This window comes from Micromonospora sp. CPCC 205739 (genome assembly GCF_036906795.1).
Taxonomy (GTDB): Bacteria; Actinomycetota; Actinomycetes; order Mycobacteriales; family Micromonosporaceae; genus Micromonospora.
This window is the reverse complement of sequence record NZ_JBAKHS010000026.1, coordinates 17,444-31,751: the sequence shown is the minus strand read 5'-3', so window position 1 is coordinate 31,751 and position 14,308 is coordinate 17,444. Positions and strand designations below refer to the sequence as shown.

The 14,308-nt window shown below is 74.4% G+C and carries 13 protein-coding genes; 3 read left to right on the top strand and 10 right to left on the bottom strand.

The features are described from left to right. Positions 1–45 precede the first annotated feature (45 nt). The 3 genes from V6U88_RS26780 to V6U88_RS26770 all read right to left on the bottom strand — a co-directional run bounded on the left by V6U88_RS26780 (position 46) and on the right by V6U88_RS26770 (position 3,289). On the bottom strand, positions 46–1,788 hold the full coding sequence (locus tag V6U88_RS26780) for a PucR family transcriptional regulator (protein ID WP_442934704.1): 1,743 nt from the start codon (positions 1,786–1,788) through the stop codon (positions 46–48). 52 nt (positions 1,789–1,840) lie between these two features. Beyond that, positions 1,841–2,650 (bottom strand): TrmH family RNA methyltransferase, encoded by an 810-nt coding sequence (locus V6U88_RS26775; RefSeq protein ID WP_334457158.1) that lies wholly within the window; start codon positions 2,648–2,650, stop codon positions 1,841–1,843. Between the two features lie 69 nt (positions 2,651–2,719). After that, entirely contained in the window at positions 2,720–3,289 is a 570-nt protein-coding gene (locus tag V6U88_RS26770; RefSeq protein ID WP_334457156.1) for a dihydrofolate reductase family protein, read from the bottom strand. Between the two features lie 119 nt (positions 3,290–3,408). Here V6U88_RS26770 and V6U88_RS26765 point away from each other — a divergent pair, with 119 nt between their 5' ends. Then, positions 3,409–4,017, top strand: coding sequence for a dTMP kinase (locus tag V6U88_RS26765; protein ID WP_334457155.1), 609 nt, complete (start codon positions 3,409–3,411; stop codon positions 4,015–4,017). Between the two features lie 54 nt (positions 4,018–4,071). Here V6U88_RS26765 and V6U88_RS26760 read toward each other — a convergent pair whose 3' ends face one another. The 4 genes from V6U88_RS26760 to V6U88_RS26745 form a co-directional block, all read right to left on the bottom strand. After that, a complete protein-coding gene (locus tag V6U88_RS26760; protein ID WP_334457154.1) occupies positions 4,072–6,240 on the bottom strand; it encodes a transglycosylase domain-containing protein in 2,169 nt (722 codons plus the stop codon). Between the two features lie 187 nt (positions 6,241–6,427). Beyond that, positions 6,428–7,219, bottom strand: coding sequence for a hypothetical protein (locus V6U88_RS26755; protein WP_334457195.1), 792 nt, complete (start codon positions 7,217–7,219; stop codon positions 6,428–6,430). Positions 7,220–7,371: 152 nt separating this feature from the next. Further along, a complete protein-coding gene (locus V6U88_RS26750; RefSeq protein WP_334457153.1) occupies positions 7,372–8,478 on the bottom strand; it encodes an SPFH domain-containing protein in 1,107 nt (368 codons plus the stop codon). Positions 8,479–8,483: 5 nt separating this feature from the next. Then, entirely contained in the window at positions 8,484–8,957 is a 474-nt protein-coding gene (locus V6U88_RS26745; RefSeq protein WP_334457152.1) for an NfeD family protein, read from the bottom strand. 90 nt (positions 8,958–9,047) lie between these two features. Here V6U88_RS26745 and V6U88_RS26740 point away from each other — a divergent pair, with 90 nt between their 5' ends. Next, a complete protein-coding gene (locus tag V6U88_RS26740; RefSeq protein ID WP_334457151.1) occupies positions 9,048–10,361 on the top strand; it encodes a serine hydrolase domain-containing protein in 1,314 nt (437 codons plus the stop codon). 32 nt (positions 10,362–10,393) lie between these two features. Here V6U88_RS26740 and V6U88_RS26735 read toward each other — a convergent pair whose 3' ends face one another. Continuing rightward, positions 10,394–11,206, bottom strand: coding sequence for a DUF3097 domain-containing protein (locus V6U88_RS26735; RefSeq protein ID WP_334457150.1), 813 nt, complete (start codon positions 11,204–11,206; stop codon positions 10,394–10,396). A gap of 378 nt (positions 11,207–11,584) precedes the next feature. Here V6U88_RS26735 and V6U88_RS26730 point away from each other — a divergent pair, with 378 nt between their 5' ends. Further along, positions 11,585–12,379: a hypothetical protein gene (locus V6U88_RS26730; RefSeq protein ID WP_334457149.1), complete on the top strand. Its 795-nt coding sequence runs from the start codon at positions 11,585–11,587 to the stop codon at positions 12,377–12,379. Positions 12,380–12,439: 60 nt separating this feature from the next. Here the strand turns inward: V6U88_RS26730 and V6U88_RS26725 are convergent, their stop codons facing one another. Both V6U88_RS26725 and V6U88_RS26720 read right to left on the bottom strand, forming a co-directional pair. Further along, positions 12,440–13,306, bottom strand: coding sequence for an HAD-IIA family hydrolase (locus V6U88_RS26725; RefSeq protein ID WP_442934703.1), 867 nt, complete (start codon positions 13,304–13,306; stop codon positions 12,440–12,442). Then, positions 13,255–14,286, bottom strand: a complete 1,032-nt coding sequence (locus tag V6U88_RS26720; protein WP_334457145.1) for a ferrochelatase — start codon at positions 14,284–14,286, stop codon at positions 13,255–13,257. The genes V6U88_RS26725 and V6U88_RS26720 overlap by 52 nt, the downstream gene beginning before the upstream one ends. Positions 14,287–14,308: the final 22 nt, after the last annotated feature.

The window sequence follows — 14,308 nt, the reverse complement described above, 5'->3', positions numbered from 1 at the left end:
CTTCATGATCAACAGCGTCAATGCCCGGGCGGGCGCGTGCGAGGGTCAGGGGGTGCGGATGGCATCGAGGGCGAGCAGGGCGACGTGCAGGGAGAGGCAGGCCTCCACCGAGTCGAGGTCGACGTCGAGGATGCGGGCGATGCGGGCCAGCCGCTCGTAGAACGCCGGCCGGGACAGGTGCGCCGCCGCGGCCGCCGCCGACTTGTTGCGCCCCTGTTCCAGGTACGCGCGCAGCGTGCCGAGCAGCTGGTCGCGGGGGTGCTGGGCGTCGTGGGCGAGCAGCGCGCCGAGTTCCCGCTCGACGAAGGTCTGCACCCGGGGCTCGTCGCGCAGCAGGTGCAGCAGTCCGGCGAGCCCGACGTGGGGTAGCCGGAAGATGGGCAGGTCGCGGCGGTCGCGGCGGGCCGCGTCGGCGATCTGCCGGGCCTCGATGAGCGAACGCCGGGCCTCCCGCAGGCCGCCCACCCCGGACCCGGCGGCGACGATCACCGCGTCCGGCCCCACGGCACCGGCCACCGCGGCACGGGCCGGGGCGGTGTCGAGCCGGATCCGGCGCAGGGCGGTGGCGAACGCGCTCAGCGCCCGTTCCTCCCCGGCCGCGTCCGGCAGGGCGAGCAGGGCGCCCACCGCCTGGTCGTCGACCGCGCTGCTCAGCCCGGTCAGCTTCGCCTCCCGCAACGCCTGCCCGACCGCCTCGGCGAGATCCCGCAGCCGCGCCGGGCCGGCCTCCGGGGCGGCCTCCGCCGACAGCCCGCTCTCCCCCGACGCGCCCTCGGCGGCCGGGTCGTCGAGGCGGTGCCGGACCACCACCCCGACCAGGTGCCGGCGCTCCAACGTCACGCCGAGCGCCCGCGCCCGCAGCGCCACCTCGTCCACCGGGCGGGAGTGGTCGAGCAGGGCGGTCAGCAGGGTGCGGTGGATCTGCCGTTCCAGCCCTTCGGCGTCGCGCCGGATGAGCCGGCCCAGCGCCAGCGTGGACGCGGCCCGCTCCACCAGGATCGTCAGCCGGGTCGGCGGGGTACCCACCGCACGCCCACCGAGCGTGGCCCCACCGGCCAGGTCTCCCCCGCCGGGCCAGCGCAACAGCAGCCGACCCCAGTCCTGCCCCCGCGCGCCGACCGTGGTCACCAACCACCCGCTGTCGGAGTCGTACGCGGTCCGCCCGGCGGGACGGATCCGCCGCGAGTGCTGCTCCCAGGCGTCCAGCAGCAGCTCCGCGCTCTCTCCCGCCGCGTCGTAGGCGAGGACCTGCCGGGACAGGTTCTCCAGCACCACCGGGCAGCCGGCCAGTTCGGCGGCCTGCCGCACCACCTCGGCCGGGCCGGCGCCCTCCACCGACAGTTCGGTGAACCGCTGGTGGATCTCCTCCGTGGCCCGCAACTCGGTGAGCTGGGCGTCCACGATCAGCGCGTGCACGGCCTCGGTGATCCGCACGAACGGCGTCGCCCGGCGCAGCTCCACCAGGGGCAGCCCACGCCGCTCGGCGGCGGCGGCCATCACCCGGGGCACCCCGCTGACGTACCGGCGGCCCAGCTCCACCACCAGCCCGGAGACGCCCACGTCGGCCAGGTCGCCGATGAAGGCGCGCAGACCCGCGTCGTCGGCGGGCAGCCCGATGCCGGTGGTCAGCACCAGTTCGCCCCCGCCGAGCAGGGTGGCGATGTCCGGCACCTCGGCCACGTGCACCCACCGCACCGACGCGTCCAGACCGGCGTCCCCGGCGACCAGGCGCGGCGCGCCGTGGCGGACCGGGTCCAGCGCCAACACCTCACGCACGGTAGGGAACACGGGCGACACGCTACCGTCCGTGACCCGGCCCGACGAGAGGCCGCCCCGCCGGTCAGAGCGGGTCGTCGCGTCCCAGCTCCCAGCAGGCCACCGCGGTCGCCGCGGCCACGTTGAGCGAGTCGACGCCCCGGCGCATCGGGATGACCACCCGGGCGTCGCTGGCGTCCATCGCGGCCCGGGTCAGCCCGGCGCCCTCCGCGCCGAGCAGCAACGCGGCGCGGGCCCGCTGGGTGGCGTCGAGATGCTGGATGGGCACCGCGTCCGGGGCCGGGGTCATCGCCAGCACGGTGAACCCGGCCGCCCGGACCTCGGCGAGCGCGTCGGGCCAGGGCTCCAGCTTCGCGTACGGGACGGCGAAGACCTCGCCCATGCTCACCCGTACGCTGCGCCGGTAGAGCGGGTCGGCGCAGGTCGGGGAGAGCAGCACCGCGTCCACCCCGAGCCCGGCCACCGCCCGGAAGATCGCGCCCAGATTCGTATGGTTGTTCACGTCTTCGAGGATCACCACCCGGCGGGCGGTGGCCAGCACCTCGGCGGCGGTCGGCAGCGGCTTGCGGCGGAACGAGGCGAGCACGCCCCGGTGCACGTGGAACCCGGTGGCCCGCTGGAGCACGTCCGGGGTGGCGGCGTAGACCGGCGCGTCACCGGTGTCGAGGTCGGCGAGCTGGTCGGCGCGCTTGGCGTCGACCAGGTACGACCGGGCGGGGTAGCCGGCGCGCAGAGCCCGCCGCAGCACCAGCTCCCCCTCGGCGATGAAGAGCCCGTGCGGGGGCTCCCAGCGGGTACGCAGCTCGACGTCGGTCAACGCGCGGTAGTCGGCGATCCGGTCGTCGTCGGGGTCGGTGATCTGGTGGACGGGCACGGCGATGATTCTGCCGGGTGCCCGTCGCGCGGCGGCCGGGGCGGGTCGGCGGGGCGATCCGGGCCACCCTCACCCCGCCGCACGCTCGTAGCGCAGCAGCACGCTCCGGCCGTCGAAGACGCACGACCCGGCCAGCCGCAGGTCGAACCGCTCCGCGCCGCCGGGGAAGACCGGTCGGCCGCCGCCGAGCACGACCGGGTGCACGATCACCTGGTACTCGTCGATCAGGCCGAGGGCGGTCAGCGCTGCGGCGGCGCCGGCGCCGCCGGTGAGCAGCAGGTCCCCGCCCGGCTGTTCCTTGAGCGCGGTCATCTCCTTGGCGAGGTCGTCGCCGCCGACCACCTGCGCGTCCCACTCGGCGCCGGTCAGCGTCCGGGAGACGACGACCTTCGGGGTCCGCCGCCAGATCGGGGCGAATGCCAGGTCGTGCGGATCCGTCGACATCGACTCGGCGCGCGGCCAGTACCAGGACATCATCTCCCAGACCTTGCGTCCGTAGGCGAAGGCGCCGACCCGGTCGGTCAGCTCCAGGGAGTACGCGGACAGCTCCGGCCCCATCGACGGCCAGTCGAACTCGCCGTTCGGGCCCTCGATGAAGCCGTCGAGGGACTGGTGGACCCAGTAAATGACCTTGCGCATGACCTCTCCTCACGCTCGGGGCGCCCGCGGGGGCGCTCTCACCGGTGGGTCGGAGCGGGACGACGGTTCCCGACAGCTCGGCCGAGATTTTTTGCCCGGACCGGCTAGCGTGCTGCGGCATGGCCCGTCCCGTGATCATCGCGCTGCTCGGGGTCGACGGCTCCGGCAAGTCGACGCAGGCCCGGGCGCTGGCCCGGCGGCTCTCCGAGCGCGGTGTCCCGGCCACGTACTTCGAGAACGCCGGCGGCCGGCCGCTGTGGAACGCGCTGGCCCGCCGGCTCGGCCGGCGCGACGGCGTGCACCTGTTCGGCCGGCGCTGCTACCCGGCGCTGGAGTCGGCGGTGCGCTGGCTGGCCGTGGCCCGGGCGCTCGCCGGGGTCCGGCTGACCGGGCGGGTCGGCGTGATGGACCGCTGGACCTGGTGCCAGTACGTGATCATGCGGGCCCGCGGCGACCGCGGTATACGGCTGGCCCGGGCGGCGTACGCGCTCTTTCCCCGCCCCGACCTGGTCTGCTTCATGGCGGTGTCGCCGGCGCTGGCGCAGCGGCGGGTGCACGAGCGGGGCATCGACACCGAGGAGCTGGACCACCTGACCGCGCTGGACGCCGCCTACCGGGCGCTGCCGGAGTTCGCCGGCTTCCGGGTGCTCGACGGCGAGGCCGACCCGACGGCGGTGGCCGCCGCCCTCGACCGGCTGGTCCGGCCGCTGGTCACCCCGGCGCGGTGAATCTTGGACAGTTACCGTCCGAACGGAACGGCAACTGTCCAAGATCTCGACGGGTCAGCCGCGGCGGTTCTCCAGCCAGCGCAGGATGTCGGAGGGGATCTCCCGCTCGCGCTGCGGTTCGGTGGGGCGGGGCGACGGCCGCGGCGGCTCGGGGCGCTGCGGGTTGCCGGCCAGCTCGCGGCTGGGCGCGGTGAAGTCGCGGACCGGCTGGCCGTCGACCGCGGCCCGGATGGTCCGGGCGACCGCGTCGATCACCTTCGTCTGCACGGCGGCGCCGACCGCGTCGCTCGGGTCGTCCGGGTTGGCGGCGATGCCCGCGACCGCCACCTGCGGGGTGAACCCGACGAAGGTCTCGGTGGCGTTCTGCTCGGAGCTACCGGTCTTGCCGGCGACCGGGCGGCCCACGATCCGGTCCACCCCGCTGGCCGTGCCGCCGTTGCACTGCCCGTACGCGGACTGCTGACCGACCGGGCAGCGGGCGGCGTCGGTGGCGGCCCGGGCCACGTCGGCCTCCAGCACGCGCTTGCAGGAGGGCTGGCCGACCGGCACCTTCGTGCCGTCCGGCGCGGTCACCGACACCACCGGCGTCGGGACGCAGTACGTCCCCTCGGCGGCCACGGTGGCGTACGCGTTGGCCAGGTCGAGCGGGGTGGTGGCGGCCACGCCCAGCGTGAACGCTCCCCAGTTGGCGGCGTTGTCGGCGGCGAAGGCGGCGTCGGCCTCGGCCCGGAAGGTGATGCCGAGGCGCTGGGCCATCTCCACCACCTTGTCCTGGCCGACCTGCTCGGCCAGCCAGACGAAGTAGGTGTTCACGGAGCGGCCGAAGCCGTCCCACATCATCCGGTAGCCGTCCATCCGCTCCGGGTTGGCGTTGGCCGGGCACCACCTGCCGTCGCAGCTGGCCTCCCCCTCGGCGGCGTACCGGGTGGGCAGGCGGCTGGGGGCGTCGAAGCCGGTGGCCAGGGGCTTGCCGGCCTCCAGCGCGGCGAGCATGGTGAAGAGCTTGAAGGTCGAACCCGCCTGGTAGCCCTCGACGCTGCCGCCGCCGGAGATCAGCGGGTTGACCGTCTGCTTCTCGGCCACGCCGTACTGCCGGTTGACCGCCATCGCCAGCACCCGGCCGGTGCCCGGCTCGACCGCGGCGATCGGCAGCGCCCGCGCGTCGTCGTCGGCGTACACCTTGCGGGCCTGGCTGGCCGCGGTGGCCTGCACGTCCGGGTCGAGCGAGGTGACCACCCGGTAGCCGCCCCGGCGCAACGCCTGCTCCCGCTCCTCGGCGGTGGCGCCGAACGCGGGCTGCTGCAGCCACCAGCGGCGCAGGTAGTCGCAGAAGAAACCGGCGTCGTCGGTCCGGGTCGCCGCACAGCCGTTGGGCTGGGCGGTGGGCTTCAGCGTCAGCTTCTCGGCCCGCGCCTGCGCGGCCCGAGCCTCGGTGATCACGCCGGTCTCGACCATCGCGTCGAGCACGTACCCGCGCCGGGTCAGCGCCGCGTCGGCGTCCCCGTCGATCGGGCTGTACTCGTCCGGGGACTGGACCAGGCCGGCGAGCAGGGCGGCCTCGCCGAGGGTCAGGTCGGCCGGCGCCTTGCCGAAGTAGCGCTGGCTGGCCGCCGCGATGCCGTACGCCCCGGAGCCGAAGTACGCGATGTTCAGGTAGCGGTTGAGGATCTCGTCCTTGCCGAGGGAGTCCTCCAGCGCGGTGGCGTACCGGATCTCCTGGAGCTTGCGCCCGACGGTCTGCTCGGTGGCGGCCTGCCGCTGCTCGGCGCTGCGGCCGGGATCGGTCTTGAGCACGTTGCGGACGTACTGCATGGTCAGCGTCGAGCCGCCCTGCGCCGCACCGCCGGTGAGGTTGGCGACCACGGCGCGCACCAGGCCGCGCAGGTCGGCCCCGCTGTGCGAGTAGAAGCGCCGGTCCTCGGCGGCCACGATGGCCTGCCGCATCACCGGGGCGATCTCGGCCAGCGGCACGTCGGTGCGGTTGACGTCGTAGAACGTGGTGAGCAGCGTCGTGCCGTCGTTGGCGTAGAGGTAGGAACGCTGCGGGGTGGCCGGCGTGCGCAGCGCCGCCGGCAGCTCGTCATACGCCCCGAGGGCCGCCTTGGCGGCGACCCCGGCGAGCAGGTTGCCCGGCAGCGCGGCGACCGCGAGCACGAGGCCGGCCAGCAGGCCGGCGAGCAGCACGGTGAAGAGCCGCGACAGCGGCGACCGGGGTCGGGGCATGGTGTCCAGGATTGCCACCGAGGTGAGCGACGGCCCACCCCGGCACGCGATTGTCAGCTAACTCACGGTGAGCTGGCAGCCATCTCTCCGTCCCACCGCCCTGCCGTCCCTTTCCCGCCTGCCGCTCCCCTCCGGACCCTCCTGGGGTCGGTCGTCGTGGAGAGGGCGGCTCGTCTCGATCTGACGGTCAGGCGGCGGAGAGGGGGCCCTGAGGGCCGCCGGTCGGGGTGGCGACGCTGGCGGTGGCGGCGTCGCGGGCGATCGCGGCCGGGATCAGCCGGCCGGACCGGTAGCCGATGCCGATCCCCGCGATCAGCACGAAGATGGCGCCGAAGGTCTGCAACGAGCCGATCAGCGCGCCACCGAGGCCGAGCAGCGGCGCGGCGATCATCAGCATCACCCCGTCGCCGATGGAGAACGTCCCGGAGCGGGCCACCGACCAGCCGGTGAGCAGCCAGCCCACGCTGTAGAAGGTCGCGCCGACCAGGACCAGCATCCGGGCGGTGGTGCCGAAGACCGGGGTCGCCTCGGCCAGCCCGGTGAAGGGCAGCATCAGTACGGTGCCGGCGATGCTGACCAGCAGCCCGGCGACGGCCACCCGACGGTCGCGGGTGGCGGCGAGCAGCCCGGTCAACGCCAGCAGGGCGAGCAGGCCCAGCCAGACCGCGGCGACCCAGCCCAGCAGGTAGAGCGGCCGGCCGTCGGCCGGGTACGGGTCGTTGCCCACCCCGCCGTCGCTGGCCATCGCCACCACGCCGAAGAGCACCGCGTACGCGGGCAGCAGCCAGACCGCCGCGCGGGCGAGGCGCCGCAGGGAAAAGGCCCAGCTGGCGTTGGTGGCCGGCGCCGCCGGACCCGGGTCGCCGACGAAGGGCAGCACCCCGAATCCCCCGCCAGTCCGGCGGGTGCCCAGCGGGCCGGTGGGATCGTGCGCGCCGGGGACGGGGGTGCTGGAGAAGAGCCGCTTCGCCGGGTCCATGGTCACCTCGCTCGCTCCGACGGGCGGCGTGGGGACGCATTCGGCGCCCCGGCTCCTGGCCACCACCCGTCCATCAGACCGATCGTGGCAGGCGCCGGGACGCCGCATGAGTGTTTCTCGCATTTGCCGTCCGGCTCGGGACGGCCGGCGGATCAGCCGCGGGCGCGCTGGTCCGCGGGGTCGTTGATCAGGCTCTCCGGGGAGACCGGTTCCGGCGCGGGCAGCCCCTGCGGGGCCTTGCCGCCGGTGGCCTGCGCCTCGGCGACGCGTACCTCGTCGTGGATCTCCTGGGCGGCGGAGGCCGCCGCCCGGGCCGCCTCCGCGGCCTCGCGCTCGACCTGGCTCGCGTGGTCGGCCGCTTCCGGCGCGGGAAGGTCACCCACCATTCCGGCCAGCCCGCCCAGCGCGCCGCCCATCCCTTCCAGGGCCTTGGTCAGCTCGGCCGGGACGATCCAGACCTTGTTGGCGGTGCCGTTGGCGATCTGCGGCAGTGCCTGGAGGTACTGGTAGGCCAGCACCTTCTGGCTCGGGTTGGCCTGGTGGATGGCGTCGAAGACGGTCCGGATCGCCTTGGCCTGACCCTCGGCCTGGAGGATCCTGGCCTGCCGGTCACCGTCGGCGCGCAGCACCGCGGACTGCTTCTCACCCTCGGCGGTGAGGATCTGCGACTGCTTGTGCCCCTCCGCGGTCAGGATCGCCGCCCGGCGGTCCCGCTCGGCGCGCATCTGCTTCTCCATCGAGTCCCGGATGCTCGCCGGCGGCTCGATCGCCTTGATCTCCACCCGGGTGACCTTGATGCCCCAGCGTCCGGTGGTCTCGTCCAGCACACCGGAGAGGTGCCGGTTGATCTCCTCGCGGCTGGTCAGCGCCCGCTCCAGGTCCAGCGAGCCGATCACGTTACGCAGCGTGGTCACGGTGAGCTGCTCGATCGCCTGGATGAAGTTGGCGATCTCGTAGGTGGCCCGGACCGCGTCGACCACCTTGTAGTAGAGGACCGTGTCGATCGACACGACCAGGTTGTCCGAGGTGATCACCGGCTGCGGCGGGAAGCTGACCACCTGCTCGCGCATGTCGACCTTGGTACGCACCGCGTCGATGAACGGGACCAGCAGGTTCAGGCCCGGGTTCAAGGTGCGCTTGTACTTTCCGAGCCGCTCCACCACGTCCTGACGCTGCTGCGGCACGATGCGTACCGCCTTGACCAGCGTCACCACGACGATCAGGGCCACGGCCACCAACAGGACCGCTGCAAACTCCATACCGCTCACCTTTTCGCTTCCGGCAACTCGCCGGGGGAGGAAATGTCGTCCTGCCACACCAGGGCGGTGGCGCCCCGGACCTTGATCACCTGAACCCGCTCACCGGGCTCGAACGATTGCGTCGCGTCGTACGACCGCGCGCTCCACAGCTCACCGTCGATCTTGACAAGCCCGCGCCCGTCGTCGACCCGCTCCAGCACCAGCGCGGTGACGCCCTCCAGCGCCTCCACCCCGAACGCCTGCTCGCCGCTCTCCAGCGCGCTGCGCGCGTGCCGCGCGATGACCGGCCGGACCAACGCCACCGAGAGCACCGACACAGCGGCGAACACCAGCGCCTGCACCGGGACCGGGGCGCCCAGCGCGGCGGCTCCGGCGGCGGCGAAGGCACCGGCCGCGAACATGATCAGAAAGAACGTCGTCGTGAAGATCTCGGCGACGCCCAACAGCACACCCAGTACGACCCACACCACGGCGTCCACCAATCAATCGTGACACGCCGACGCACGCCGCGCCGACCCCCATGATCAGTAAGCTCGCGGGGAAGGCCGGAACTGACCGAGGAGAACCCCGTGCCCCTGCTGCCCGAGACCGTCCGCCGGGCCGATGCGCTGGTCGCGCAGGCACAGTCCACCGGCCGCGCGCCGTCGCTGGCGCTGGGTGTCGTCCGCGACGGGGCGCTCGCCCACCTCGCCGCCGCCGGGGACCACCCGCGCCCCGACGCCGACCTGCAGTACCGGCTCGGCTCGATCAGCAAGACCATGACGGCGACGCTGGTCATGCAGGAACGCGACGCCGGCCGGCTCGCCCTGGACGACCCGCTGGAGCGGCACCTGCCCGGCACGCCGGTCGGCGCGCTCACCCTGCGCCAGCTCCTCGGGCACGCCGGCGGGCTGCAACGGGAACCGGACGGGCGGTGGTGGGAGCGGAGCGAGGGCGGCGACCTGGCCGCGCTGGTCGCCGGGCTCACCCCCGAGAAGATCGCGTACCCGCCGCACCGGGCGTACCACTACTCCAACCTGGCGTACGGGCTGCTCGGCGGGGTGCTGGAACGGATCACCGGCACGCCGTGGGCGGAGCTGATGCGGGAACGGATCCTGACGCCGCTCGGCATGGACCGCACCACCTACGACGCCAGCGAGCCGTACGCCCGCGGCTACGTGGTGCACCCCTGGCACGACACGCTGCGGGAGGAACCGCGTACCGACACCGGGGCGATGGCGCCCGCCGGGCAGCTCTGGTCCACCGTGGCGGACCTGGCCCGCTGGGCGGCGTTCCTCGCCGACCCGACGCCGGCCGTGCTGGCGCCGGAGACGCTGACCGAGATGTGCGCGCCCGTGGTGATCAGCGACCTGGACTCATGGACCGGCGGGCACGGCCTCGGGGTGGAGCTCTACCGGGTCGGCGACCGGGTCTACGTGGGTCACGGCGGCTCGATGCCCGGGTACGTCGCCGCGCTGGCCGTGCACCGCCCGAGCCGTACCGCCGTGGTCGGCTACGCCAACTCGTACGGGCTGCGCTCGGCCCACCTGGGCGGGCTCGCCCGGCGGTTGCTCACTCTGGTGCTGGACACCGAGCCGGAGCCGGTGACGCCGTGGCGGCCGGCCGCCGCACCGCCCGCCGAGGAGGTCGCCGAGCTGACCGGCCGATGGTGGTGGATGGGCGTCGAGTTCGAGTTCCGCGTCGACGCCGCGGGCGAGCTGCGGGCCGGCCGGGTCGGCGAGCCGGTGCTCCGGTTCACCCCCGAGGGCCGGGACCGCTGGCGGGGCCGCAGCGGCGCGCAGGACGGCGAGATCCTCACCGTCGTCCGCGACGACGCCGGCCGGGCGGTCGCCCTCGACCTGGCCACGTTCGTCTTCACCCGCACCCCCGACCAGGAGCCCTGAGTCCGCTCCGTCGTCGCCGGCCCGGCGAGGCGTCAGCCGGGCTCGGTGACGAAGTCGATCAGGCGTTCCATCGCGTTGATCAGCGGGGTCTCCACGTCGGCGAAGCTGTCGACCCGGGACAGGATGTGCCGCCACATGTCCGCCGGCTCGGCCACCCCGAGCGCCGCGCAGACACCCTCCTTCCAGGGCCGTCCCGGCGGTACCACCGGCCACGCCGGGATGCCCAGCGCGGCGGGCTTCACGGCCTGCCAGACGTCGACGTACGGGTGGCCGGTGACCAGCACGTGCGGCGAGGTCACCCTGGCCACGATGCGGCTCTCCTTGGAGCCCGGCACCAGGTGGTCGGCCAGCACCCCGAGTCGCCGGGTCGGGCCCGGCGCGAAGGCGCGCACCTCGGCATCCAGGGCGTCGATGCCGTCCAGGGGCTCGACCACCACGCCCTCGATCCGCAGGTCGTCACCCCAGATCCGCTCCACCAGGGCGGCGTCGTGCACGCCCTCCACCCAGATCCGGCTGGCCTTGGCCACCTGCGCCCGGACGTTCTCCACCGCGATCGAACCGGACGCGGTGCGCCGGCGGGCCGCCGGCACCGGCGCCCGGGTCGGTCGGCGCAGCGTCACCGGTCGGCCGTCGAGCAGGAACGCCGCCGGCAGCAGCGGGAAGTTGCGCCGCCGGCCGTGCCGGTCCTCCAGCACCACCGCGCCGGACTCGAACCCGACCACCGCGCCGCAGAAGCCGGAGTCGGCGTCCTCGACCACCAGGTCCGGTTCGGCGTCGACCTCCGGGGTCACCTTCCGCCGCCGCCAGTCCCCCGCCAGCACGTCCTCGCCGTATCGCCGCGCCATGTCGATCAACCTAACGGCCGCCCCGGCGCGCCGCCCGCCGACGCGCCGCCACACCCCCTGGCCGCCCGCCGCCGCCCCTAACCAGGGCTCCTCATGATCGGGTCACGGTTTCCGATCCGACACGCCGGGGATCGGGTCGGAGAATGCGACCCGATCATGGGGCGGGAGTGCGGCGCGGCAACCCGCCGAGGCCCGAGGCGGCGGAATGCGAGTCGGGTGAGGCCGGTGCCGGGAGGTCGGCGCGCCGGAGCGGCCGAGGGGGCCGCCGGAGCGGCGGCAGAGCGGGTCGGGCAGGGGCGAAGCGGGCAGTTCGGGGCAGGTGACGCGGCCGGAGCGGCAGTCGAGACAGGGCAGGCGGGGACCACGTACCCTTTCGGCATGTCCTCCCCCGCAGCGGGCGCGGCCACCCTTGCCCCGCGCCGGTCGAGCCGGTTCGTTGCCTGGGTACGCGCCTGGCGCGCCGGGCTGGTGCCGTACGACGAGGTCGCCGAATCCATCGCCGGCGACGAGGAGCACCTGGTCGCGGACGCTCCCGGCACCTGGACCGACGTCCCGCTACGGGACGCGCTGCCCAGCCTGGCCAAGCTCTCGCCCGACGAGATCCGGTTGGTGCTGCCCGCCCCCGGCGACCCGCGCGGCCTGCCCGGCCCCGGCGACTTCGCCGGCGCGGCACTGCTCGCCGGCGAGGCGGTGGTGGCCGGCCCGCTGGGTCTGATCCCCGAGGTACGCACGCACACGTCCGGGTCGGGGATGACCTGGGAGACGGTGCTCTGGCGGGTGTATCCGCTGCCGGCCGACGCGCCGAAGGCGTCGCTGTCGGCGCCCGGCGCGGCGGAGGCCGAGGCGGAGCTGGCCGCCGCGCTGGCCGAGACGACCGCCGCGCTGACCCGGCTCGACGTGGCCCAGTGGCGGCCCGAGCTGGCCGGCGCCCTCGCGGCGCTGCGCCGCCCGGACGGCGCCACCGACCTGCCGCCCGGCTTCGACCCGCGCGCCCGCCGGCTCTTCGCCCGGGCGGCCGTGCTGGACCGGGTGCTCGCCCTGGCCGGGCACAGCGCCCCGGGCGGGGCGATCAACAACTACGAGGCCCAGCAGCGCGACGCCGCGCTGCGTCCGCTCACCACCGCCTGCCGGCAGGCGCTGGTCGCCGCCTGCAACGCTCCGCTGCGTCCCTGAGGGCGTACCCGGGAAATGCCGGCCCGGGCGGCGGACGCCCGGCCGGCGCGACGCCTGGGGTCAGATCTCGTCGATGAGGTCGAGGATCGAGTTGACGATCCGCGACGGCCGGTACGGGTAGCGCTCCGCCTCGACCCGGGTGCTGATCCCGGTGAGCACCAGGATGGTCTCCAGCCCGGCCTCCAGGCCGCAGAGGATGTCGGTGTCCATCCGGTCGCCGATCATCGCGGTGGTCTCCGAGTGCGCGTTGATGGTGTTCAGCGCCGAGCGCATCATCATCGGGTTGGGCTTGCCGACGAAGTACGGCTCCACCCCGGTCGCCTTGGAGATCATCGCCGCGACCGAGCCGGCGGCCGGCAGCGCGCCCTCCACCGACGGGCCGGTGACGTCCGGGTTGGTGCAGATGAACCGCGCCCCGTCGTTGATCAGCCGGACCGCCTTCGTGATCGCCTCGAAGCTGTAGGTGCGGGTCTCCCCCAGCACCACGTAGTCCGGCGCGAAGTCGGTCAGCACGTAGCCGACCGCGTGCAGCGCCGTGGTCAGCCCGGCCTCCCCGATCGCGTACGCGGTGCCGCCCGGCCGCTGGTCGGCGAGGAACTGGGCGGTGGCCAGCGCCGCCGTCCAGATCGCGTGCTCGGGCACCTCGAAGCCCATCCGGGTGAGCCGGGCCTGGAGGTCGCGCGGGGTGTATATCGAGTTGTTGGTCAGCACCAGGAAGGGCTTGCCCGAGGAGCGCAGCCGGTTGATGAACTCCGGCGCGCCCGGCACCGGCTGGCCCTCGTGCACCAGCACGCCGTCCATGTCGGTCAGCCAGCTCTGCACCGGCTTGCGGTCCTGCATCGTCTCTTCCCAGGGGGTGTCGGGATCGGTGGGTCTCACCGACGGCGTGCGGCCGGCACGCAGCACGGCGTGGGACAGGTGTCCCACATCGGCAGCTCGCCGAGGCGGCGGCGCAGCCGCTCCCCGTCGGGCGTGGTGCGCTCGGCCACCAGTTCGCGGACCATCGCCACGAAGCGCGGGTCGGTGCCCGGGGTGCCCGCCCGGACGAAGTCCAGGCCGAGCTGCTTGGCCGTCTCCAGCGCCTCGGTGTCCAGGTCCCAGACCACCTCCAGGTGGTCGGAGACGAAGCCGATCGGGCTGACCACCACGCCGGTCACCCCGGATTCGGCGAGCGCGGTCAGGTGGTCGTTGATGTCCGGCTCCAGCCACGGCACCTGCGGCGGGCCGGACCGGCTCTGCCACACCAGGTCGTACGGCAGGTCGGGCGCGGCGGCGGCGTGCACCAGCCGGGCGACCTCCGCCAGCTGGGCGGTGTACCGGCCGCCGGTGGGGCCGGCGGTGGCCGCCGCCGAGGTGGGGATGGAGTGCGCGGTGAACACCACCCGGGTGGTGGCCCGCTTCGCCGGGTCGAGCTGGGCCAGGGCGGCCCGCACCGCGTCGACGTGCGGCTCGATGAAGCCGGGGTGGTCCCAGAACTGGCGCAGCTTCTCGATCACCGGGGCGTCGGCGCCGACGGCGGCCCGGGCCGCGGCGATGTCCTCCTGGTACTGCCGACAGGAGGAGTAGCCGCCGTAGGCGCTGGTCACGAAGGCCAGCGCCCGCTTGACCCCGTCGTCGCGCATCTGCGCCACGGTGTCGGCGAGCATCGGGTCCCAGTTGCGGTTGCCCCAGTAGACCGGCAGGTCGACGCCGTTGGCGGCGAAGTCCTCCCGGATGGCGGCGAGCAGTTCGCGGCACTGCTGGTTGATCGGGGAGACCCCGCCGAAGTGCAGGTAGTGCTCGGCGACCTCCGCCAGCCGCTCGGGCGGGACACCCCGGCCCCGGGTCACGTTCTGCAGGAAGGGCAGCACGTCCTCGGGCCGCTCCGGGCCGCCGAAGGAGACCAGCACCAACGCGTCGTACGCCATGGTCCCATTCTCCCCCGACGGC

Bases quoted from the DNA above. Each gene is read 5' to 3' on its own strand.
- V6U88_RS26770 (WP_334457156.1), bottom strand. From the start codon at position 3,289: ATGCGCAAGGTCATTTACTGGGTCCACCAGTCCCTCGACGGCTTCATC.
- V6U88_RS26765 (WP_334457155.1), top strand. From the start codon at position 3,409: ATGGCCCGTCCCGTGATCATCGCGCTGCTCGGGGTCGACGGCTCCGGC.
- V6U88_RS26760 (WP_334457154.1), bottom strand. From the start codon at position 6,240: ATGCCCCGACCCCGGTCGCCGCTGTCGCGGCTCTTCACCGTGCTGCTC.
- V6U88_RS26755 (WP_334457195.1), bottom strand. From the start codon at position 7,219: ATGGACCCGGCGAAGCGGCTCTTCTCCAGCACCCCCGTCCCCGGCGCG.
- V6U88_RS26750 (WP_334457153.1), bottom strand. From the start codon at position 8,478: ATGGAGTTTGCAGCGGTCCTGTTGGTGGCCGTGGCCCTGATCGTCGTG.
- V6U88_RS26735 (WP_334457150.1), bottom strand. From the start codon at position 11,206: ATGGCGCGGCGATACGGCGAGGACGTGCTGGCGGGGGACTGGCGGCGG.
- V6U88_RS26730 (WP_334457149.1), top strand. From the start codon at position 11,585: ATGTCCTCCCCCGCAGCGGGCGCGGCCACCCTTGCCCCGCGCCGGTCG.
- V6U88_RS26720 (WP_334457145.1), bottom strand. From the start codon at position 14,286: ATGGCGTACGACGCGTTGGTGCTGGTCTCCTTCGGCGGCCCGGAGCGG.